The sequence below is a fragment of the Ensifer sp. D2-11 genome (assembly GCF_054161295.1).
In genome coordinates, this window is the sequence record NZ_CP096435.1 from 818,204 (window position 1) to 840,280 (window position 22,077).

The 22,077-nt window shown below is 61.8% G+C and carries 19 protein-coding genes and 2 pseudogenes; 11 read left to right on the forward strand and 10 right to left on the reverse strand.

The genetic code is table 11. The features are described 5' to 3' along the window. Window positions 1-448: 448 nt before the first annotated feature. The 8 genes and pseudogenes from M1D34_RS29715 to M1D34_RS29750 all read left to right on the forward strand — a co-directional run. Window positions 449-607 (forward strand): annotated as a pseudogene (locus M1D34_RS29715) (WGR domain-containing protein); the annotation flags it as partial. A 1-nt stretch (window position 608) separates the two neighbouring features. Next, a pseudogene (locus M1D34_RS29720) lies at window positions 609-948 on the forward strand (transposase); the annotation flags it as partial. 303 nt (window positions 949-1,251) lie between these two features. After that, on the forward strand, window positions 1,252-2,643 hold the full coding sequence (gene mctS / locus M1D34_RS29725) for a two-component system sensor histidine kinase MctS (protein WP_498784765.1): 1,392 nt from the start codon (window positions 1,252-1,254) through the stop codon (window positions 2,641-2,643). After that, complete coding sequence (gene mctR, locus M1D34_RS29730) at window positions 2,640-3,284, forward strand: two-component system response regulator MctR (RefSeq protein ID WP_498784767.1); 645 nt, start codon at window positions 2,640-2,642, stop codon at window positions 3,282-3,284. Before mctS ends, mctR begins: the two co-directional genes overlap by 4 nt. 130 nt (window positions 3,285-3,414) lie before the next feature. Next, window positions 3,415-3,963: a TRAP transporter small permease subunit gene (locus M1D34_RS29735; protein WP_498784769.1), complete on the forward strand. Its 549-nt coding sequence runs from the start codon at window positions 3,415-3,417 to the stop codon at window positions 3,961-3,963. Window positions 3,964-3,980: 17 nt separating this feature from the next. Then, on the forward strand, window positions 3,981-5,552 hold the full coding sequence (locus M1D34_RS29740) for a TRAP transporter large permease (protein ID WP_498784771.1): 1,572 nt from the start codon (window positions 3,981-3,983) through the stop codon (window positions 5,550-5,552). Window positions 5,553-5,618: 66 nt separating this feature from the next. Next, on the forward strand, window positions 5,619-6,734 hold the full coding sequence (locus tag M1D34_RS29745; RefSeq protein WP_498784773.1) for a TRAP transporter substrate-binding protein: 1,116 nt from the start codon (window positions 5,619-5,621) through the stop codon (window positions 6,732-6,734). 166 nt (window positions 6,735-6,900) lie between these two features. Beyond that, complete coding sequence (locus M1D34_RS29750) at window positions 6,901-7,311, forward strand: VOC family protein (RefSeq protein WP_498784775.1); 411 nt, start codon at window positions 6,901-6,903, stop codon at window positions 7,309-7,311. A gap of 87 nt (window positions 7,312-7,398) precedes the next feature. On the opposite strand, the gene M1D34_RS29755 is transcribed toward M1D34_RS29750, so the two are convergent. From M1D34_RS29755 to M1D34_RS29785, 7 genes are all read right to left on the reverse strand, one after another. Beyond that, complete coding sequence (locus tag M1D34_RS29755) at window positions 7,399-7,620, reverse strand: zincin-like metallopeptidase domain-containing protein (protein WP_498784777.1); 222 nt, start codon at window positions 7,618-7,620, stop codon at window positions 7,399-7,401. Between the two features lie 504 nt (window positions 7,621-8,124). Next, the gene (locus M1D34_RS29760; protein WP_498784779.1) at window positions 8,125-8,334 is read right to left on the reverse strand and encodes a hypothetical protein; all 210 of its coding nucleotides are present in this window, start codon (window positions 8,332-8,334) and stop codon (window positions 8,125-8,127) included. A gap of 273 nt (window positions 8,335-8,607) precedes the next feature. After that, a complete protein-coding gene (locus M1D34_RS29765; protein ID WP_498784781.1) occupies window positions 8,608-9,264 on the reverse strand; it encodes an SGNH/GDSL hydrolase family protein in 657 nt (218 codons plus the stop codon). A gap of 27 nt (window positions 9,265-9,291) precedes the next feature. After that, entirely contained in the window at window positions 9,292-10,242 is a 951-nt protein-coding gene (locus tag M1D34_RS29770; protein WP_498784783.1) for an ABC transporter permease, read from the reverse strand. A 2-nt stretch (window positions 10,243-10,244) separates the two neighbouring features. Next, a complete protein-coding gene (locus M1D34_RS29775; RefSeq protein ID WP_498784785.1) occupies window positions 10,245-11,216 on the reverse strand; it encodes an ABC transporter permease in 972 nt (323 codons plus the stop codon). Window positions 11,217-11,232: 16 nt separating this feature from the next. Then, window positions 11,233-12,726: a sugar ABC transporter ATP-binding protein gene (locus tag M1D34_RS29780; RefSeq protein WP_498784786.1), complete on the reverse strand. Its 1,494-nt coding sequence runs from the start codon at window positions 12,724-12,726 to the stop codon at window positions 11,233-11,235. Between the two features lie 60 nt (window positions 12,727-12,786). After that, window positions 12,787-13,863 (reverse strand): ABC transporter substrate-binding protein, encoded by a 1,077-nt coding sequence (locus M1D34_RS29785; protein WP_498784788.1) that lies wholly within the window; start codon window positions 13,861-13,863, stop codon window positions 12,787-12,789. A 263-nt stretch (window positions 13,864-14,126) separates the two neighbouring features. Here M1D34_RS29785 and M1D34_RS29790 point away from each other — a divergent pair, with 263 nt between their 5' ends. The 3 genes from M1D34_RS29790 (at window position 14,127) to M1D34_RS29800 (ending at window position 16,234) form a co-directional block, all read left to right on the forward strand. Beyond that, complete coding sequence (locus tag M1D34_RS29790) at window positions 14,127-14,777, forward strand: SGNH/GDSL hydrolase family protein (protein ID WP_498784790.1); 651 nt, start codon at window positions 14,127-14,129, stop codon at window positions 14,775-14,777. A 53-nt stretch (window positions 14,778-14,830) separates the two neighbouring features. Beyond that, the gene (locus M1D34_RS29795; RefSeq protein WP_498786186.1) at window positions 14,831-15,904 is read left to right on the forward strand and encodes an ROK family transcriptional regulator; all 1,074 of its coding nucleotides are present in this window, start codon (window positions 14,831-14,833) and stop codon (window positions 15,902-15,904) included. Between the two features lie 192 nt (window positions 15,905-16,096). Further along, entirely contained in the window at window positions 16,097-16,234 is a 138-nt protein-coding gene (locus tag M1D34_RS29800) for a hypothetical protein (RefSeq protein ID WP_498786282.1), read from the forward strand. Between the two features lie 394 nt (window positions 16,235-16,628). On the opposite strand, the gene M1D34_RS29805 is transcribed toward M1D34_RS29800, so the two are convergent. From M1D34_RS29805 to M1D34_RS29815, 3 genes are read right to left on the reverse strand one after another with little or no spacing between them, the layout of a single operon-like run. Further along, complete coding sequence (locus M1D34_RS29805) at window positions 16,629-18,776, reverse strand: mechanosensitive ion channel domain-containing protein (RefSeq protein ID WP_498784792.1); 2,148 nt, start codon at window positions 18,774-18,776, stop codon at window positions 16,629-16,631. Next, complete coding sequence (locus tag M1D34_RS29810; RefSeq protein ID WP_498784794.1) at window positions 18,773-20,476, reverse strand: DHA2 family efflux MFS transporter permease subunit; 1,704 nt, start codon at window positions 20,474-20,476, stop codon at window positions 18,773-18,775. The genes M1D34_RS29805 and M1D34_RS29810 overlap by 4 nt, the downstream gene beginning before the upstream one ends. Continuing rightward, entirely contained in the window at window positions 20,473-21,507 is a 1,035-nt protein-coding gene (locus M1D34_RS29815; RefSeq protein WP_498784795.1) for an HlyD family secretion protein, read from the reverse strand. Before M1D34_RS29815 ends, M1D34_RS29810 begins: the two co-directional genes overlap by 4 nt. Window positions 21,508-22,077 lie beyond the last annotated feature (570 nt).

The following is a 22,077-nucleotide window of genomic DNA, read 5'->3' on the forward strand; positions in this document are numbered from 1 at the left end:
AGGGCGCAAGCGCGGCCCAAAGCAAACGACACCGCTCCCATGGCGGCGCAGTTGAAATGCCTGCCGTCGCGCGATGAGGTTACGAAGCGGCAGCCGCCCCACCCCCGTTTACCACCGGCTCCGGCCTTCTCTTCGGCGCAATGGAATGCGCGTTCAGGCCTCCGCCTGCTTCGCTCCGCCAAAGGCGGAGTGGAAAACGGGAGCGGGGCGGAACTCCTTCTCGATCGCCGCCGATTGGCTGCGCCCGGCGACACCCCGCCCGGTGCTCGAGCCAGACGCTGAGCGCGACAATGATCGTTCCGCCCCGCTGCGCCGTTTGTCGGCTTCTTCGGCTAACGCATGGGACGGACGGACACCTCACCGTCGCATCAACGTGTTGAATCGATCAGCGCTGATCGATTCATAATTGTCGTTGGACGCCTGAGCCTTGTCTGGCCAAATTTGAGCCATGACCCAGCATCGGTTCCGCCTTTATATTTAGCGCATCAGCGCCCAGAAACATGGCACGCTTTTACGAAATATCGATCGAGCCGGATCTCTTCGGCGGCTCGGCGCTCATCCGTCGTTGGGCCGCACCGGTACTCGCGGCCAAGAGCGCGTCCATCTAGCGCCACATCGCCTTCTATGGCGAGGCACCGCGGCAGGCGGCCGCCGACGGCGGCTGTGCGAACCGTGAAAACCTGCGCCAGGCCAAGGCCTGGGGTGTACGCGACATGGCCTTCCATAAGAAGAGCGGCCTCAGGATCGAAGACATGGTCAGGAGCCGCTGGGTGTATCGAAAGCTCAAAAACTTCCGGGCCGGCATCGAGGCCGGCATCTCCTGCCTGAAGCGGACCTATGGCCTGGCCCGCTGCACCTGGCGCGGGCTTGACCACTTCAAGACCTACGTCTGGTCCCTCGGTGGTCGCCTACAATCACGCCCTCTTCGCCCGCCTCAGGCCGACCTGACGCCGATCATGACGCCGCGTTCGGGAGCAGGCCACGAGCGCCGGCCGACACCCCACGACCGTATTGCCGCCAAATCGCCCTTCGACCAGATCCTAGAAGCCCGATGCCATCATGCGTCCCGAAAAACACGCTGCAGCGGGCAAAACACCTCTGACAAATCAGAAAAACAGGCGTTTATGGACGGGCACTAGCTAAGCGAACACGCCCCCCGAGGAGCAATTCTGGCTAGTGAGACCAGGGGTCTGGCGCAGGGCCGTGGCTCGCTTTACCTTTAGCGTCTGAATAAATGCATCGGGGAGTGCCGTGAACCTTCGCCATCAGATCGTCGCTCTTGCGGTCGTGCCGCTCGTCATTGCGATCCTCACCATTACCACCTTCATCACGTGGCAGGCGACCAGCCTCGCGCAGAGCAGCATCGACACGTTCGAACGCAACATGCTCAAAGCGAAGGAGACTGAGCTGCTCAACCTCACCAACCTCGCCCGCTCGGCGATCGAGGAAGTTTATGCCTCGGCGGACGCGAACGATGAAGCGGCCAAGGATCGCGTGCGCAGCATTCTGACGTCTCTCGACTACGGCAAGGACGGCTATTTCTTCGTCTATGACTACGATGGTAACAATGTCGTGCACCCGCGGCAGACCTTCCGGCCGGGCCACAACTGGTTGGATCTGACCGACCCTGACGGCAACCAGGTGATCGCCAACCTAATCCACAAGGCCAAGGAAGGCGGCGGTCTGTATCAGTACAAGTGGGAGAAACCCTCATCCGGCACGATGGCCGACAAGCTCTCCTTCGCCATGGGACTGGACAAGTGGCAGTGGATGCTGGGAACCGGCGTCTATCTCGATGACGTCTTCGCGCAGACGGCGGCAGCGAAAGCGGACCTGCGCGAAAAGATCGGCCATACCTTCCTCGTGGTGGCGTTGATAGCTGTGCCCGCCGTTATGGTCGTCTTTGCCACCTGCATGCTCGTCACGTTGCGTGAACGGCGCATGGCAGATAACAAGCTCAAGGCCCTCACACAGCGCATCATCGACACCCAGGAGGAAGAGCGCGCACGCCTTGCCCGCGAGTTGCACGACGGCATATCGCAAAACCTTGTCGGCGTGCGCTATGCAATCGACCTTGCCGGCCGAAAGGTCCGGAACCACGCCGATGACGCCTCCGGCGCCATCGATAAGGGCGTCGAGGCGCTCAACGTCGCCATCAAGGAGGTCCGCCGACTGTCGCACGATCTGAGGCCGCCCGCGCTCGACGACCTCGGTCTGACCGCCGCGCTGACAGCACTGAGCAATCATTTCTCCGAACGGACCGGCATCCGCACGGTACTGGAGGCCGACGCCGGCAAGGACAGGCTGAAGACCGAAGCGAGCACGGCGCTCTACAGGGTTGCCCAGGAAGCGTTGAACAACATCGAGCGCCATTCGGGCGCCAGCGAGGTGCGGATCAAGCTCTGGAGTACTCGCAGCCGTATGCGTATGACGGTTTCGGATAATGGCAACGGTTTCGAAGAAAGCGCTCGCCTTGGCCGGACCGGGCAGCAGAGCGGCCTTGGCCTTCGCAACATGCAGGAGCGCATGGCGCATTTCGGCGGTGTTCTCCTCGTCCGGAGCAAGCCGGAAGGAACTGTGCTAACCGCGATGCTTCCTCTTTCGGCCAATGTCAGCCTGGAGAACCGGACGGAAGCTGCATGAGTGTTGTCAAGCCAATCAAGGTCGTCCTCATCGACAATCATCCGCTGGTTCTCGACGGCCTTCGGGCCGTGCTGGAGACGTTTGCGCATATCGAGGTGGTCGGCACGGCGGGCCTGGCGCTGACCGGCTTGGAAGTCGCGATTCAGACCAACCCAGCGGTGGTGCTGATCGACATCAACATGCCGAAGCTCAGCGGAATCGAGGCAATCGAGCTGTTCAAGGCGAAGTTGCCCGACTGTCGCATCGTGATGCTGTCCATGCATGACAGCCGAGAATACATCTCGGCATCTGTCCTGCATGGCGCGTCCGGTTATGTCCTCAAGGATGTTTCGACTGACGAGATCGTCACGGCGATCGAGACCGTTGCTGCGGGGCGGACCTATTTCTCCACCGGCGTCTCCGACGTTCTTCTCGATCGCCGGCCGAGCGAGCCCGCAAATCCGCTGACCACCCGCGAGCAGGACGTGCTGATGCTGCTGGCATCCGGCAAGAGCAACCGCGCCATTGCCCAGTCGCTGGCCCTTTCCGAGGCGACGGTCGAAACACATCGCAAGAACATCAAGAAGAAGCTTGGAATTTCCAGCACCGCTGGCCTTATTCGCTATGCGATCGACAGCGGTTTTAGCCTCACGGACGGCTGACCGGTAGGCCTACCCACTACTGGGTAGGCGGTTTTCATTGGTGACCCCAGCTATCTTGTTCACCCAATAAGGACGCCATACGAGTTCCGATGACGGCCGGCGGAGGGTGCCGGCTGGGGAGGAATTCATCATGTCCGGCCTTTTGTCGCTGTCGCGCGTCATCGACGCGCTCAACACGTTTATTGGAAAATCGGTGTCGTGGCTGCTGCTTGCCGCGGTGCTGATCAGTGCCGTCAACGCCGTCACGCGCAAGCTCTTCAACCTGAGCTCCAATGCGTGGCTCGAAGCGCAGTGGTACCTGTTTTCCGCGGTCTTCCTGATCGCGGCGGCCTATACCCTGCTTAGCAGCGAACATGTGAAGGTCGACCTCGTTTACGGCCACATGCCGCGCAAGGCTCAGCTCTGGGTCGAGATTCTCGGCACGATCTTCTTCCTGTTCCCTTTCTGCCTCGTCACCATCTATCTCTCCTGGCCGATCGTGGTGTCGAAGTTCCTGAGCGGTGAGGTGTCGAACAACACCGGCGGCCTGCTTCTCTGGCCGGTCTGGGCGCTGATCCCCATCGGCTTCGGCCTACTAACCTTGCAGGGTGTCTCCGAGCTCATCAAGCGCGTGGCGATTCTGCGCGGCGACATGCCCGACGCGACGGCACTTGCCGACGCCGAAGCCCAGACGCTCTAACGCCAGGAACCGATCCCATGTTTGCTTTCTTCGCCGAAAATCTCGCGCCCATCATGTTCTTGTCGCTGGTCGTCGTGCTGCTGATGGGCTATCCCGTCGCCTTCGCACTGGCCTTCGTCGGCTTTGTCTTCGGCTTCATCGGCATCGAAATGGGTCTGCTGCCGATCAACCTGTTCGGCGCCGTGCCCGACCGCATCTTCGGGCAAATGTCGAACGAAACCCTGCTTGCCATTCCGTTCTTCACCTTCATGGGGCTGATCCTGGAACGAAGTGGCATGGCGGAGGACCTGCTCGATACGATCGGCCAGCTGTTCGGCCCGATCCGCGGTGGGCTTGCCTTCGCGGTCATCTTCGTCGGCGCGATCCTTGCGGCGACCACTGGCGTCGTCGCGGCCTCGGTCATCTCGATGGGCCTGATCTCCCTGCCGATCATGCTGCGCTACGGCTACGACCGGCGCGTGGCGGCCGGCACGATCGCGGCGTCGGGAACGCTCGCACAGATCATCCCACCGTCGCTCGTGCTGATCATCCTCGCCGACCAGCTCGGCCGCTCGGTCGGCGACATGTACAAGGGCGCGCTGGTGCCCGGCCTGCTGCTCGTTGCGATCTATGCCGGTTACATCATTCTCATGTCCTACCTACAGCCCGCCAGCGTTCCGGCGTTGCCGCCGGAGGCCCGAACGCTGCGCGGGTGGAAGCTTGGCCGCAAGGTGGTGACCTCGCTGGTGCCGCCGCTCGTTCTGATCTTCCTGGTGCTCGGCACGATCTTCATCGGCCTTGCGACGCCCACCGAAGGCGGCGCGATGGGAGCCGTCGGCGCGCTCGCCCTGGCCGCATCCAACCGCCGCCTCGATCTCTCCATGATGAGGTCGGCGCTCTATGCCACGGCAAAACTGTCGTCCTTCGTGATTTTTATCCTGCTCGGCGCGCGCGTCTTCTCGCTGACCTTCTACGGCGTCGACGGACATATCTGGGTCGAGCACCTGATGACCTCGATCCCCGGCGGGGAAATCGGCTTCCTCATCGTTGCCAACCTGCTGGTGTTCTTCCTGGCCTTCTTCCTCGATTATTTCGAGCTGGCCTTCATCATCATCCCGCTGCTAGCGCCGGTCGCCGATGCGCTCGGCATCGACCTCGTCTGGTTCGGCGTGATGCTGGCGATCAACATGCAGACCTCGTTCATGCATCCGCCCTTCGGCTTCTCGCTGTTCTACCTGCGCTCCGTTGCACCCAGCCGGGCCTACAAGGACAGGGTGACCGGCGCGTCGATCCAGCCGGTGACCTCGGGCCAGATCTACATGGGCGCCCTGCCGTTCCTAGGGATCCAACTGTTCATGGTCGCGATGGTCGTGGCATTCCCGGGTCTCGTCACCCACTACAAGTCCGGTCAGGCGGCGGTCGATCCGGCAACGATCCAGCTGAATGTGCCGATGCCCGGTGCCGAGGGTGAAAACCCGTTCGGAACGCCGACGCAGCCCTTCGGCGCCCCGGAATCGTCTGATGACAGTTCGATGCCGTCCTTCGGAGCGCAAGCACCGGAATTCGGTTCGCCGCAGCCAAGCTTCGGCCAGCCCGCCCAGTCCAACTGACCACAACCAACGGTCCCGGTTGGCCATCCGCGCCGGCCGGACACGCAGCCACCTGAGGAGGATACGATGACTGACTTTTTGAACCGCCGCAACTTTCTGGCCAAGGGCGCGCTCGGCGGCGCGGCAGCGGTCGCCGGGGCATCGCTCGCGGCACCTGCAATCGCCCAGGAACTCCCGACCCTGAAATGGCGCCTGACGTCCGGCTTCCCGAACAATCTCGACACCATCTATGGCGGCGCCGTCGTCATGGCGGAAGCGCTGTCGAAGATGACCGAGGGCAAATTCCAGATCCAGGTCTTCCAGGCCGGCGAACTGGTGCCAGGCCCCCAGGCGATCGACGCTGTGCAGAGCAACACCGTGGAAATCGCCCATACCTGCGGCTACTATTTCACCGGTAAGAACCCGACCTTCGCGATCGGCTCGACCATCCCCTTCGGCCTCAACGCCCGCCAGCAGAATGCCTGGCTCTATCACGGCGGCGGCAACGAGCTTTATGACGAGTTCCTGAAGGAATACGGCATCGTAGGCAAGCCCGGCGGCGGCACCGGCGCCCAGATGGGTGGCTGGTTCCGCAATGAGATCAAGGCGCTGGACGACCTCAAGGGCATCAAGATGCGCATTGCCGGCGTTGCCGGCGAGGTCATGTCGCGCCTTGGCGTCGTGCCGCAGCAGCTTCCGGGCGGCGACATCTATCCGGCGCTTGAACGCGGGACGATCGATGCCGCCGAATGGGTCGGCCCCTATGACGACGAGCGCCTCGGCTTCTACCAGATCGCTCCTTACTACTACTACCCGGCCTATTGGGAGGGCGGGCTGACCATCCACTTCTTCATCAACGAGGCGCAGTACAAAGCGCTGCCCGAGGCCTACAAGGTCGCGCTCGACACGGCCTGCAAGGCTGCCAACATCAACATGCAGGCGCTCTACGACGTGAAGAACACGACGGCGATCCGCTCCCTGGTCGGCAAGGGCGTCAACCTTCGCCCGATGCCGCGCGACGTGATGGACGCCGCCTTTAAGGCGACCTTTGAGCTCTATGCCGAATACACCGAGAAGCACCCTGCTTGGGCGAAGATCTATCCGGCCTGGAAGAAATTCCGTGACGAGTCCTTCGAGTGGTTCCGCGTTGCCGAATACAGCTACGACAGCTACGTGTATGCTGCCCAAGCGGCGGGAAAGTAGCGCAGGATCATCTTGTGTGGCGCAGCGTTGCGCCACACAAGTTAGGCCGATTGCCTTGCATGTCGGATTGGCGCGTTGCGGATACCCTAAAGCTTCTCTCTACAAGCGCTGTCAACGGCGAAGCAAACTCCGGCCATTGTTTGAGAGCATCAAAGGGAGGCAAAATATGTTCAGTCATATCATGATTGGCGCGAACGACTTGGAGCGGATGGTCGCGTTCTATGATGTGGTCCTTTCCCATGCCGGCTTGGAGCGAACAACCCTGCTCCAATCCGTTGGGCCCGCAGGCATTATCTGGCAGAGGGACGGGCAAAGGTGGCCGCAGTTTGCGCTTCGTGCGCCCTTCAATGGCGAGCCTGCCTCCGCGGGGAACGGGGTTCAAATTAGCTTCATGTGCAGTTCACGGGATGCTGTAAATCGGGCATGGCGCACCGCACTTTCGAATGGCGGCTTGGACGAGGGAGAACCCGGCGATCGTCCCATCTACAGCGAAGATTTTTATGCCGCATACGTTCGTGATCCTGAGGGCAATAAGCTTTGCTTCCTCCATTGCAAGGCGTTCTCTGAAAGCCTTTAACGACAGCGGTCTGATCCAAATCTAGACGTGACCTGAGACGCCTCAGCGCAGTAGTTAGCTCGTGTTAGGTGTCGCCAGCCCCCAAGATTATGCCGACACCTTTGAGCCGGAGGCGACTGTTTTCCAGTTCACAGGAACAGGTGCCGGCATAACCTGGATGTCGGCATTATGAGCTGTCTCGTGAAAGAGCGTCGAATAGTACGCCTCGGGGCTTTCGAAAGCTGAAAACGGCGGCATCTTGATTAGATCGAGCGCGGGAATGTAGCAGGCTCGATCGCCCTGATGCTGGATAACAGCGGCTCGCTCCATGCGTCGGTCCTCCAGCATGGGCATCGGCGAGGCGTAGAAGGCTTCGGGCAGGCCATCGATCTGCGAGAGATTGAAGACGGTATAGCCTTTGGCCGGGTTCCGGCCTCAAAGGCGGAAACGATGGTGTCGGTGATGCGCTGATAGGTATCTGTGCGGCCTTCGCTCATGGTTATCTCCTTTGCCTCGTCTTGCTGACGGGGGCTCAAGAGACAGGGCGAAAAGCGACGGGTGCACCCGTAGGGCCGAAATGCAATGGAGGGCATCATAGCCCTCAAAATGTCGCGCGAGGAGGGCGAAGGCCGGGGAAATTTTTAGGGCGACGATGCTGCGGCTGGCGCGCGCCCTGCCAGCCATCCGTCCTATAAAGCAAGGCAGAGGCAAAGGGGGATACCGCGACGGCCCGCCGTATCCCGTTGCGCTTTCACGGCTCCATCTCCTCCGGCCGGAATGGTTGGATGCAGGGGCGACCGCTTATCGGTCCCCTCCCCTCATGGCATCGCGCTCCTAGGCGTCCATCAGGGCAGAAACTATCTCGTCGCCTGATGTGATCCCCATCTGCTGCGCCAACTTCCAGAACCGTTCCCGGTTCTGTTCCGTCGTGGCGATATTGAGCTTGGCGGTCGGGTTCGTGCGGCGAAGGCTGCGAGCATCGAATTCAGAGCTAGCTGGAGCTGCTGCGGGCTGCGCTGCGGAATTACTGTGACAGATGCGCATTGCCACCTCTCAGAGGCAATCAATGGCGACCGGACGCGCTGCGGTAGGAAGGCCTTGCTCGGGTATAGTGCCCATATCCCCGCTGCGAAGCCTGTGGCAGTTACCTCGAGGTCGGGAAAGACATCGACCAAGGCGTGATCTTTGATGTTTCGGTTGACCAGCCAATCGGCGAGCATGATCACGCCCAGCCCGTCGAGCGTTGCGCGGCGCGAGGACAATGCGTTCGAAATGCGGGGTGCCACTCCGGCACGGGAGACGCCGGAGTGGCATCGCTCAGAACAGCGCCACGACCTTGTCCGCGATGGCGTGTCCGAGCTTAATGTTGGTGTCGGCGGAGAAATGGATGCCGTCCACGCCGTCCGTTTCGACGTGATCGCCGGCCGCCAGGAAGTCGACCTTGGTGAAGTCGGCGAGGGCCTTGTAGAGGCCAGCGAGCTGTTTCGACTTCTCGTAGCCGCCGCCGAACATGCCTTCGAACCACGGATCGGTCATCGGCGCGAGCGGCGGCGGGGCGACGACGAGCACCTTCGGAGCCGGATAGGGCGTGCCGACCCCGCCGGCCGAGGTCAACACCTGACCGACCAGCTTGCCCATGCCATTGGCGATCTCATAGGGCGTGCGATGGAAATAGGATTTCGTATCGTTTGTGCCGAGCATGATGATAACGAGGTCGAGCGGCAGGTGGCTGGCGAGCGCCGAGGGCAAGTAGGCGCTGCCGTTCAGCCGCGGATCGTTCGGATCGTCGAGACTGGTGGTGCGGGCGCTGAGGCCCTCCTCGATGATATGGTAGCCATCCCCCAGCTTGGCGGCCATGGCACCGGTCCAGCGCTGTTCGTAGGGGTAGCGCAGTGTGGGAGCGGATTCCTTCACGGGGATCCAGCCCCAGGTCAAAGAATCTCCAAAGCACAGGATCGAGCGCTTTTCGGCCATCTAGTCCTCCTTGAATGGCTGTTGATGTCACTTGCCGGCGCGAAGGCCGTAGAAGATGGCCGCAAACAGGATGATCAGGCCCTGCGCAACGAGTTTTCCCGCGTCACCCACGCCGAACATCGTCATCACGACGAAGAGGAAGGCGAAGCAGAGCACGCCAAAGAACGGACCCCAGACGCCGCCCTCACCTCGCCCGAAGACCACGCCACCGAGAATAGTCGCGGCGACCGACAGGATCGGCAGGTCGAGCCCGACGCGCACGCTGCCGACCGCAATGGAGGCCGTCTGGACGAGCGCTGCGATGGCTGCCATCAGGCCGGCGAGCGTATGGGCAAGGATGACCGTACGCTCCACCGGCACGCCGGAAAAATGCGCGGCCGGCATGCTTTCCCCAACGGCGGCGACGAAGCGGCCGAAGACGGTCTGCGACAGGAACAGCGCCATCAGCGCGGTGAGCGCAATCCAGAAGAGGGCCGGGCTCGGCAGACCGATGAAGCGGGTATTGAACAGCTCGGCAAAGATCTTCGGCACGTCGCCCGGCGGTTTGCCGCTCGAAAGATATTGCACAAAGCCGACGAGCACGATGGACAGCGCCAGCGTGACGATGACCGCGGACACCCGGCGCTTGGCAACCATCAGGCCATTGAACAGGCCGATGGCAAGGCCGATCGCAAGTGCCAGCACGACATAGAAGCCGAGCGAGGCGCCGGGAAAGATGCCGGACGAGATGCAGTAATTGATGAGTAGGATCACCCCGCCGCCCGAAAGGTCGATTGACTTCACCCGCATGACCAGGAGCTGGCCAAGGACGAGAATGCCGAGCGGCACGACCTGGCGCACGAAGACGCCAAGCACATTGGCGTTCAGCATCTGCGGGCGGGCGACGAAGAGGATCACCAGCAGCACTACGAGCAGATAATAGGACGGCGGAACTTTGGAAACGCGCCGGAAGAGGGTCGAGTTGACGAGAGCCGACATGATCAGAGTCCGATCCTCTTGCGCGACTGGAGTGCCACGACCGCCATGAGCAAGACGCCCTTGATCGCCGTCTGCACGAAAGGCGTGACGTTGAGCAGGTTCATGCCGTTTGAGAGCAATGCCAGAACCGCGACGCCGATGACCGTGCCGTGCAGGCTGCCGACGCCGCCGGAAAGCTGCGTGCCGCCGATGGCAACCGCCGTGATGGCATCGAGCTCCATCAGCAGGCCGACATTCGGATCGCCGGAGAGGATGCGGCCGGCAAGGAACACGCCGGCAAGGGCGGCAAACAGCGAGCAGATCACATAGGCAAGCAGAATATTGCGGTTCGCGGGAATGCCGAAATTGCGCGCCGCATCGTCCGAGCCCGAGGCCCTGCCGCCGCCGATGGCGAAGAGATGCAGACCATAGCGCGACCCATAGAGCAGCTTCCAGGCGGCAAGGATCGTGACTATGCCCCACAAGACCGGCAGCGGCAGACCGAGGAGCGAACCCTCGACCAGCCAACGCACGCCCTCGGGTACCGTACCGCCGGAGACCGGACGCAGCACGCGGGTGATGCCGAGCACGACGTATTGCATGGAGAGCGTCGCGACGATCGGATGCACGTTGAGCCGGGTGACGCAGTAGCCGTTGGTGGCGCCGATCAGGCCGGCAAGCAGAAAGACACCGGGAATGGTGACATAGCCTGGCAGGTCGAGCGCGAGGATCGCCGTGGTGAAGCTGACGACCGAGCCGATGGAGAGGTCAAGTCCGCCGACAAGCACGACGAACATCTGACCGGCCGCTGTGATCAGCAGCGGCATGCCCTGCGCGACGAGATTGGCAAGGTTGCCCCACTGGCCGAACTGGCTGGTCGTCGCGGCGAGCCAGAGTGCCATGGCAAGGGCGATGACGAGCGGCAGCAGCCAGAGGCCTTGCCGGCTGCCGCAACCGGTTAGCAATTTTCCAAGGATGGAAGAAGAAGGTGTCATCTGGCTTTTCCGTCCGTCATGCGCTCAGCGCCACATCGAGAATGCCGTGCTCGGTTGCTTCCGCAGCGCGCATTTCCGATACAATCGTATTGCCGTGGATCACGTATAGGCGGTCGCAGAGGCCGATCAGCTCGACCGTCTCGCGCGACAGGACGAGCACCGCGCCGCCCGATTTCGCGAAGTCCCGCAGGATCCGGTAGATTTCTGCCTTGGCGCCGACATCGACGCCGCGCGTTGGCTCCTCGATGAGCAGCAGGTCGGCATCGGTGGCGAGATAGCGCCCGAGCAGCACCTTCTGCTGGTTACCACCGGAGAGCGCGCCGACCGTGGCGGACGGCCCCGACGCCTTGACGTTCAGCCGCCGCATCGTTTCCGCTATCACCGCGCCGTAGCGCTTTGCGGCCTTCAAGGCCGGACGGCTGGCATGCAATGCCGCCACGATGTTCTGGCCGACGGAGTGCTCGAGGAACAGGCCCTCGTCCTTGCGGTCTTCCGGCACGAAGGCACCGCCGAGCGCCTGCCAGCGCCGCACGCCGCTCTCCTTCGGCACGGGAAGCCGGATGATGTTTCCACTGCGCGAAACCGTGCCTTCGGCCGGCGAAAACTGCCCGACCAGCGCCCTCAGCGCCTTTTGCTGCCCCTGCCCTTCGAGCCCGGCAAAGCCGACGATCTCGCCCTTCTTCACCGTGAAGGAGAAGGGCTTGGCGTCCGCGTGAAGCATGAGGCCGGATACGGAGAGTGCGGCGCCGCCTTCTCCCTCGCCGCGCTCGGGGAAAAGATCCTCCAGCTCGCGCCCGACCATCATCGCGATCAGCGAGGCCGGCGTCATGTCAGAGAGCGGCCGCGTGCCGACCAGCTGGCCATCCTTCAGCACCGTCACCACATCGCAGATTGCAAAAATCTCGTCCATGCGATGGGAGATGTAGACGATGGTCTTGCCGGCTTCGCGCAATGCCCGGATATGCCGGTTGAGCACATCGACATCCGCCGCATTGAGCGCTGCGGTCGGCTCATCGAGGATGAAAACGTCGGCATCCGCGTCGATGCCATGGGCAATCTCGACGAATTGCCGTTCGGCGATGGAAAGTTCGGAGACCAGCGTATCGGGATCGAGCGTGAGACCAAGACGCGCAAGCGCGCCCTTCGTCTCCTCGCGCATTCGCCGCCGGTTGATGCCGCCAAACCGCCCCGGGGGCTCGCGGCCGAGGAACATATTCTCCGCAATCGTCATGTTCGGAAGCAGCGAAAGCTCCTGGAAGACCGTGGATATCCCGGCTTCCAAGGCCGCGCGCGGATTGGCGAAGCTGGCGGTCCGGCCGGCGCGGCGGATCTCGCCGCTATCGGGCTGATGCACGCCTGCGAGAATTTTCATCAGCGTCGATTTTCCCGCACCGTTTTCGCCCATCAGGGCGTGCACGGTTCCCGGCGTCAGCGCCAGCGATACGTTCCGAAGCGCGGCACTGCCGCCGAACGCTTTCGATATCCCGGCCATTTCAATAAGATGCGACATGGACTTCCTCTGCCCCGATGACGGGAGGCAGGCACGCGCCGCCCCCCGGCGTGGTCCGCCTTACTGCTTGGCGTAGAATTCTTTCAGCTGTTCTTCGGAGAGTTCCGATGGCCACCAGACATTGGCCGACAGGTCGTCGCGGTAGTATTTATTGGCCTTTTCGAGGTCCCAGCCCGGCGGGTTGTAGTCATAGTGCTTGTGGAGCGCCTTGCCTTCGAGCAGTGCGACAGCGGCGCGGATGCCGGCCGCGCCCTGCGCGGGGCTATATTCCGACGAAATCGATTTGAAGCCGTCGGCAATCCACTGACCGAAGAAGCCGTTATTGCCTTCGCCCGAGATCGGCGGGATGGGGGAGCCGAACTGCTTGAAGACGTCGACGCAGGCGCGTGTCATGTCCGCACCCGATGACCAAATGCCGCCGACATTCGGGTCATTGAGGTAGAGGGTCTCGCAGACCTTCTTGGCCTTGTCGTATTGCCAGTCGCCGTGCTCCTCGGCAGCAATCTTGATCTCAGTGCCTTCGAGCGACTGCTTGAGGCCATTGTAGCGGTTGGTATCTTCTGGATGGCCGGCGAGGCCGCGCAGCACCCAGATGTTGCCCTTGCCGCCGAGTTCCTTGACGAGGAAGTCACCCATGACCTTGCCGAAATGCTCGGCACCACCCTGGATTTCCGTCGTATAGGCCTCCGATTCGATCCGGCCGGTGTGCAGCACGACCGGAATGCCCGCCGCGACGGCCTTCTCGATGCTGGCATTGGCCGAAGTCGACGTGACGGGCTGGACGATGATCGCATCCACCTTCTGGGCGATCAGGTCCTCGATGTCGGCGACCTGCTTCTTCTGGTCGAAGCCAGCATCGAGCAGGATGAATTTTGTAATGCGCTTGTCATTATTGGCTGCGGCCTGCGCTTCATGCGCCACCTGCACGGTCCACGTGTTGGCGTTGACGCCAAAACTGCTCATTCCGATGACCCAGGGTGCATCCTTCTTGTATTTGCCTTCTTCCACCGTGGGATTGTTTTCCGCACGGGTCGTGACGCCCTCGAGCAGCGGCACCTCCTGCGCAAAGCTGTTCGTTGCGAAGACCACGCCGGCCAAAAGAACCGACAGGCCGATTTTCTTGATGATGCTGCTCATACTTCTCCTCCAAAGTAGGCGTCCAACGAAGGATTTCGCCGGCCGTAGGGCATGCGGCAGCGACAGCCCGCGACCCATGTCCGGCGCTCGTGCACAGCCTTGCAACGACCTGAAACTCTCCTCCGGGCGACACAAAATCACTGGCGCATCTGGCTGTCAATAGTTATTCAGACTGAATGAATAATAGATGGTCCTTGCAAATCGCCCCACCGAATGCGAAATCTGAACCCGAAAAGCGGACATACGACCCGGCGGAGGAGACAGTGACGCGGACCGTTCTTTGCTTCGGGGATTCCAACACCCATGGCCAGATTCCCGGCCGCGGGCCGCTTGAGCGCTACCGCCGCGAGCAGCGCTGGGGCGGCGTGCTGGAGAGCCTGCTCGGCCCCGGCTGGCAGGTCATTGAGGAGGGTTTGAGCGGCCGCACGACCGTTCACGACGATCCGATCGAGGGCGCGCTGAAGAACGGCCGTACCTATCTGCGGCCCTGCCTGCAGAGCCACACGCCGCTCGATCTCATCATCATCATGCTCGGCACGAACGACCTGAAGCGGCGCTTCAACATGCCGCCCTCGGAGGTTGCCATGGGCATCGGCTGCCTCGTGCATGATATTCGCGAACTCTCGCCGGGGCCTGCCGGCCACGACCCGGAGATCATGATCGTCGCCCCGCCGCCGATGCTGGATGACCTGCGTGAATGGGAATCGATATTCTCCGGCGCACAGGAAAAATCCCGCAAGCTGGCGCTGGAATTCGAGATCATGGCGGATTCGCTAGAGGCGCACTTCTTCGACGCCGACACGGTCTGCCAATGTTCACCGGCCGATGGCTTCCATATCGACGAGGAAGCGCACCGCCAGCTTGGCGAAGCACTGGCGCAGGAAGTTCTGGCAATCGGGTGGGCCGATGCATAAGTCCTGCCCCCTGATGGTCGGCCTTTGTGGGGAGGATCGCGCCTTTGCCTGATATGCGTTTCGCGCCGCCCAACCCCCTCCGCATTGCCGATCGCGCGAGCGGTCTCAACTCACTGAGCGTGCGCAGCCACAACGAACGCCTGGTCCTTTCGCTGCTCCTGCAGAACGAGGCGACGACCCGGCTCGAAATCGGTGAAAAGACCGGCCTTTCGGCACAAACGATTTCCGTCATCGTGCGCTCGCTCGAACAGGAAGGTCTTGTCGTGCGCGGGGAAGCGCAGAAGGGCCGCGTCGGCCCGCCGACTACGCCGCTGATGCTGAATTCCGAGGGCGCTTTTTCTGTCGGCGTCAGCGTCGGTTATCGCAATACCCATATCGTCCTTGTCGACTTCATCGGCAATGTGCAGCATCAGCGTGTTATGCCGCACAAGACCGCCGATACGTTCGATGCGCCGGAAGCGCTGGCGTTCGAAATCCACCAGGCCATCGCCAGCCTTTCGGAAAGCCGCCAGGCGCGCATTGCCGGTATCGGCCTTGCGCTGCCCACACCACCGATCCATTCCGGCCCGGACCATGACGTGCTGCACCGGTATCTGGAAAATGTACACGGCCTACCAGTGTTCGTGCAGAACGACATAACAGCGGCAGCCGGCGGCGAAAGCCTGTTCGGCAAAGCGCGGCAATTGCAGGATTTCCTGTTCTTCTATCTCGGTGCCCGCCTGCATGGCCGTCTCGTGCTCAACCATCAGATCTACAACGGCAATTCACCGCTGAGCTACGATGTCGGCGTGCTGGCGCTGGAGCGCGCCCTACCGGCGGGCGATGCTGTGGCGGATGCGCTCTGGGGTCAGGCTCCCACCTGGCCAGCCATCGGGCCGGCGCTTGCCGCCTGGCAACAGGCCTGTGCCAAGAGCCTCGTCAACTCGACGCAATCGCTGCTGCAATTCATCGAACTCAAGACAATCGTTCTCTCGTCGTTCGCGCCCACCGAGATCTGTGCGGAGTTATGCGCATTGATCCGGCAAGAAATTCCGTCAGTAAATGCAGTCGTCGGCCGAGCCTCCGCGGCCCCGAAAGCTGTTGGCGCAGCGAGCCTGCCGTTTAGCTCGCGCTTCATGGTCCAGTAGCGGGGATGGGCCCGAAATTTCTTTCTTGCGAGCAGTCGAGTTCGCTGGTGGTAGTTCTTGAACTCTCGAAGGGACCGCGCACCCCACGGTTACACGAGCTTGCAGTTGAACGGATTCGAACCCCGGTCCCCTTGACCAGTTTTGGGTAAATAGCTCTAATATAAAGCCATTTCCGAATAATGATGGTTTTACGTGAGGATGAAGCTTCCCCTGAAGCTCGAGCATTGCGGTCTCGCCGAAGTCGTCGACGAGGTCAGCCCTTATGGCTCCATCATGGCCGGCGACTGGCAGAGCAACGCGCCGTGGCGTCGCGGCAAACGTCGCGGATGATTGTCAGAAGGGCATCGCACTTGCTGGTGCGGTGCCGATTCGACCTGGCTCGCTACCGCAGTTCCCGTCGATATATTATGCGATCGTTTGGGCACAGAACATGAACATCGATGATGTGGTCCCCGCCTGGTTAGCGCAGGCAACAGTTCGGGGAACCCCCACGTAAACCACAGGATTGCCGACGCACCTCATCCGCCATGAATGCCAACTTTTGCGGCAAAACCGCCGTCGTTGCGGTTACGCAAGGTAGTGAACACCGATCGCGGTTGCGAGATTGATCCTACCGGTTGAAGAGCTTCCCCGCTTTCACCGACTTTCGAGGCGCTGCATCGGGAACCTGCCGGTCATAAACATTCACAAGGGCTTGCGGCGAGGGGCGGCTTGAGCGCTGTTGCTAGGCATCTAAGGCTGCTTGCTCGGTCTGGGGCGGTGGTTTGATGAGATCAAGCCCCTTCTGCGCGACCGCGTTGCTTGCGTCCCCGCCGGCGACGGAGACAGTCGGAACGGCAAATTTGATCCCTTCGGCATCGAAGGCCTTTTTGATCAAAGCATAGGCACGGCGACGGATCACCGCCTGCTCGCCCGGCTTTGTCATGATCTTCATGCGAATCTGAATAGCGAAATCGCCAAACTGCTCGACGCCCTGCATCTTCAGTGTTTCCATGATGCTCGGCGCGATTTCCTCATCTGTCAGCAGCTGCTTGCCAACCTCCTTGATGGTACATTTTACGACGTCTAAGTCGGTATTGTAGGTGACGCTCACCATGATCTTGTCGATAGCCCAATCACGCGAATAGTTGGTTATCTTGTCAAGCGAGCCGAAAGGGATCGTATGTAGCGCACCACGATGATGCCTGATCTTTATCGAGCGCAACGAAAAGGATTCGACGGTGCCTTTGATACTGCCGCTCTCGATGTATTCGCCGACCCGGAAGGCGTCGTCGAGGAGGAAGAACATTCCGGAGATGATGTCCTTCACCAGCGTCTGGGCACCGAAACCAACAGCAATGCCAACGACGCCTGCGCCGGCGATAAGCGGGCCAATCTCCACGCCCACACTGGAAAGCGCCATCAGTATGGCCATCGCGAGCAGCACAACAAACAATAGGTTGCGAAAGACCGGAAGCAGTGTGCGAAGCCTGGCGCTTCGTCGTAGCTCGTCGGAGTCGATCGCGTGGTCCGCCGCTGTCTGCATCAGCTTGCGATCTATCCATGCACTCGTTGTCCGCCATGTAATATCGGCCAGCAGAATGACGACAAGGGCATTCAGGAGCCCTCGAATAACACGGGTCGCCATGGTGTCCCTGGCCGCCAGTGCGCCGAAGTCGAGTCCAAGCAGTGATGCAATGAGGTAGGCCCCTCCGATCAGCAGCAGAGCGCGCAAACCACGTTCCAATGCTGCCCCGGTGAGCGCAGGAACACCTCCATCGGCGGTCATCGCGCCCGGCGGACGCATAATGTGGTCTACTGAAGGCTTCACGCACGAAATCGCGATCGGCAAAATCAGAAGTATTACCCCAATGTAGAACGTGGCGGCGATGCCGGAGAGCGCGACCAACCAATTGGCGATTATATAGAGCGTACCAAGCACCGTGCCGACGCGGTGGCGGCGATTGACCAAATCGACACCGTCGAATGTTGGACAGTGCCAAAGTGCGACGAGGGCCAGGCCGAACAGGATCAAACCGGATGCAAGCGCAACAATGTAGTTAGCCTCGCGTCCTACTCCGAGTATCGGCAACAGCTGATAGGTGAAATGCCCGAATGCGAAGCTGCCAACCAGCACTGCCGACCAGAAAAACCAGAAGCGAGCGGTGACTGTCGCCATCGGCATCAGCCGAAACCGTTCCGCACCGGGAGCGAGCACGATCCGCCCCGCAACCAATGTCAAACGCACTGCCAGAAATACGAGAAGATAAGCAAGGACAGTGTGCTGCAGTAGCGGTGGCCAGTCGAACAGCAAGAAGGCGCCAATGCTTCCGACGGCAAAGGCCAGAAGGATGCCCAGGGCGTAGAGCATACGCAATCCCGCCACGCGCAATCGGTCGTCGATCGTATCCAGATGTGTCGCGATTATCCGCTTGCGGAGGCCGGAAGTGGCGTGCCAATAGAACCACTCGAGACCGAAGCCTAACATCACAAAAAAGACCAGTGACAGAATGGCGGCGAAGGGTCCCTGTTCCTTCATCTCGGTCATCAATGCGACACGCGCTCTAACGAGTTCGGCAGGCAGCGTCGGAATGGCGGTCGCCATGTCGTGAACGAAGGCGCGCGCAGCATTCAACCGGCCAACGATAATCTCGCTGGCGTTCTCTGCCTCGGCTGAACTTTGCGCTTCGACCGGACCGCTCCCCGTTTGAGACTGAAACCATGCTTGAATGTCGGGGCGTCGCAAGAGGTCGATAAGCTCTCGCAAATCTTCCGGAGGTGGTGCCGCAACGGATGGCTGCTGCTTGACCGGATGGAGGCCCGCTTGAGCCAGCGCTGTTTGGTACGGCATCAGTAATGCGAAGATGAATAGCAACAAGCAGCGGTGGTTCATGTAACGTTCCTTGACCCGTCCACCGTGTTTACAGGTCCCAACGGCGGTCCACACCAACATTTGGCGTGCGTGCTCCACAAAACCGGATAGTTCTCACGTTGATACGCCTTCGTCTTGGGCAATGCAGCGCGCGCTCTCGCGTACCGGGAGAGTGCGATCTTGACGGCGACCAGCATGGGTGCGGCGATGACAAAAAGCAGGGCGATCGCATTGAAGGCGGTGTCGAACGCGATCACGGTGGACTGACCTGCCACGGCCCGGCCGAGAAGACTGGCCGCCCCGCGGCTTGCGGCAGCCGCGTCCATCCCTTTTGCCGTCAGCAGGGCAGCGGTGGTCGTCAGCCGCTCGGCGACCGCGGGAGCTCCTGCGGTGACGTTGGCGCCGAGGACCGCGAGATTGTGGGAGACGTTGTGTTCGATCAGGGTCTGGAGTGCGCCGACCCCTATGAGTCCGCCGAGCTGGCGGCCCGTGTTGAAGAGGCCGATGCCGGAGGCGAGATTTCGGCTGTTGAGATTGCTGAAGGCGATCAGGGTGATCGACAGGAACAGGAAGCCAAGGCCAGCGCCGCGCAAAAGGATCGCTGCCATCATGTCGCCCGCACCGCTTTCGCTGGTCGACCCGGACAGCATCCACATCGCCGCCATGATCATCAGGATGCCGAAGGGCACGGTGGCGACCGGAGGAACACGGCGGAACTGCATGACAAAGGCGGCGATGAGGAGCGCGCCGATGAAGAGTGCCCCGCTCGGCAGCAGGAGCTGCCCGGCGTCTGTCGGCGTGAAGGCAAGGACGGACACGGCAAAGGACGGGATCAGGAACGCGCTCCCGAACAATGCGGCGCCGGCGACGAAACTCACGATGAAGGCGAAGCAGAAATCCTCCGTTTCGAACAGGGTGAAGTCGAACAGGCCCTGTCCTTTGGCGAGCACCTGCTGGCCGAGAAAGGCAAGAAGCGTGGCCGTACCGATCACTGCCAGCCACAGGATTCGCGGTTCTTCGAGCCAGTCCCACCGGCTGCCCTGGCTGAAGACGTAGGTGAAGCAAAAAAGCGCAATGGAAATCAGGGAGAAGCCGATCCAGTCAAACCGCCGCCGCGCCGCTCGTGCGGGCATCGGCGCTTCCGCGATCAGCAGAAGCCCGGCAGCCGCCAGCGCCAGCGGAACGATGCTGAAGAAGATCCATGTCCAGGACTGGCTATCGAGCAGCCAGCCCTGAAGCGCCGGGGCGATCGTCGCCGGAGCGACGACGGACCCCATCGCGAACAGCGCCTGGAGGATCGGCTGGCGGGATCGCGGAAAGGCGAGAAAGATGATCGCCTGGCCGCCGACGAGCAGGGTGCCGCCGGAAAAGCCCTGAATCATTCGAAGAGCGACGAGGAGGTCCAGCCGGGCCGTCATGGCGGCAATGCCGCACGCCATGCCCATGGCGAGGGTCGAGCCGACGATCAGGCTGCGCGGATCGAAGCGGCTCATCAGCCAGGAGGCGGCCATGAACCCGATAAGCTTGAAAGCGGTGTAGCCGACATCCACCCAGGCGAACTCGTCGGCCGTCGCATATGTGTCGCCGATGATATCGCCGCGCCCGAGCGAGAGCACGGTGCTGGCGATCGCCTCGGTCAGCGTCGCAAGCACTATGCCGGCGACGAGAAGGCTCCCTGCCATGGATATGTCGCGGTTCGGCGTGGCGGTGGCGATGGTCATGAACCGCTCTCCAGATCGATCTCGACGCGCGCCGACAGGCCCGGCACGAGGCGGCCCGCCAGCGGATTGCCGGCAAACCGGATCTTCACCGGAACGCGCTGGACGACCCGGACGAAGTTGCCCGTGGCGTTGTCTGCTGGCAGCAGGCTGAAGGCAGAGCCGCTGCCGGGCGCAAAACTGTCGACCACGCCTTCAAGCGCTCCGCTCGGGTACCCATCGATGGTGATGCTGGCGCGTTGACCGGGCCGGATATGTTCGAGTTGGGTTTCCTTGAAATTCGCGACGATCCATACATTGTCGAGCGGAACGATATCGAGCAGGGAAGCGCCCGGCGCAACGAGCCGGCCGACGCGGACCTGCCGGTTGCCGATGACGCCGCCGACGGGCGCGCGCACCACGGTGCTCTCGAGATCGATCCCGGCAAGGTCGCGCGCGGCCTCCGCCTGCGCCACCGCAGCAACGGCGCCTTCGCGCTGCGCGGCAAGCACGGCGATGCGCTGCTGCTGAGCCTCGACCGTTGCGGAAGCCGCCAACACGTTCGCCTCGGCCCTCGATTTCGCCGCGTCGCTTTCGTCGACATGGGCCTGGCTGATCGTGTTGCTGCGGATAAGCGCGCGGCGGCGGTCAGAGGCCTTGGCCGCAAGATTCAACTCGGCCACGACCGAACGTCGCTGCGCTTCGGCCTGGCGGATCAGGGCATGCTGAAGCGCCATCTCCGCATCGACGTTGGTCAGCCGCGCCTGGGCCGCTTCGACATTGGCCACCGCTTGCGCAAGCTTTGCGCGGTAGTCCCGATCGTCGATCCGGAAGAGCACGTCGCCCGCCCGAACCGCTTGGTTGTCCTCGACCTCGACCGCCGTGACGTAGCCCGCGACCTTTGGGGCAAGCGAGGTAACATTCCCGCGGATATAGGCGTTGTCGGTCGACACTTCGCTGCTCGGACGCGCCCAGGCCCATCCGCCGGCCAGGACGGCGACGGCGCCGAGGCACAACAGCAAGCCGACTATCTTTTTTTTGTTGAGCTCAGCCACGACGCCCCCAAATTCCGATGATATTGCGCATTGCTTCCTCCATGCAGGCTATGGCCGGCAATGACGAGAATGCGCCTATGCGTCCGGAGAACCATTGTACCGAAGTCTCTGTGATGCGAGGGCAAGGTCTAGGTCGGATGCGCCCGGCGGATGGGGATCCCAATCGTGTCACTCAACCGCGCGGCGATCTGCCGTGGTAGGTTGCACACGGCGCAAGCTAATTTCGGGTTCGGCGCGCGTGCCGACCCACGGGGCTGGCGGCGGAGGTGGCCGATACTGCCGTGGGTAACGCTGTCGACGTAGTTGAATAGCAGCTCCTCCCGACATCTTTCCTGCCCGAAAGACCACCTCGAGAGTGTCGCGGACATCAAAACGCCGAGCGGCCTCGAGTCAACGCTGAGCGCGGGGCACCGTTCGGCGGGCGAGAGCGTCTATTCCTTCATACCAGCCTCTTCACCACCAGATCTTCGCTGCGGTCCACTAAGAGCACAGGCTGGCCTATCCTCAGGTGTAGCTCGACCGCCAACACGCTTCAACATAGCGTCAGCGAGGTGGCTCGTGACCGACACG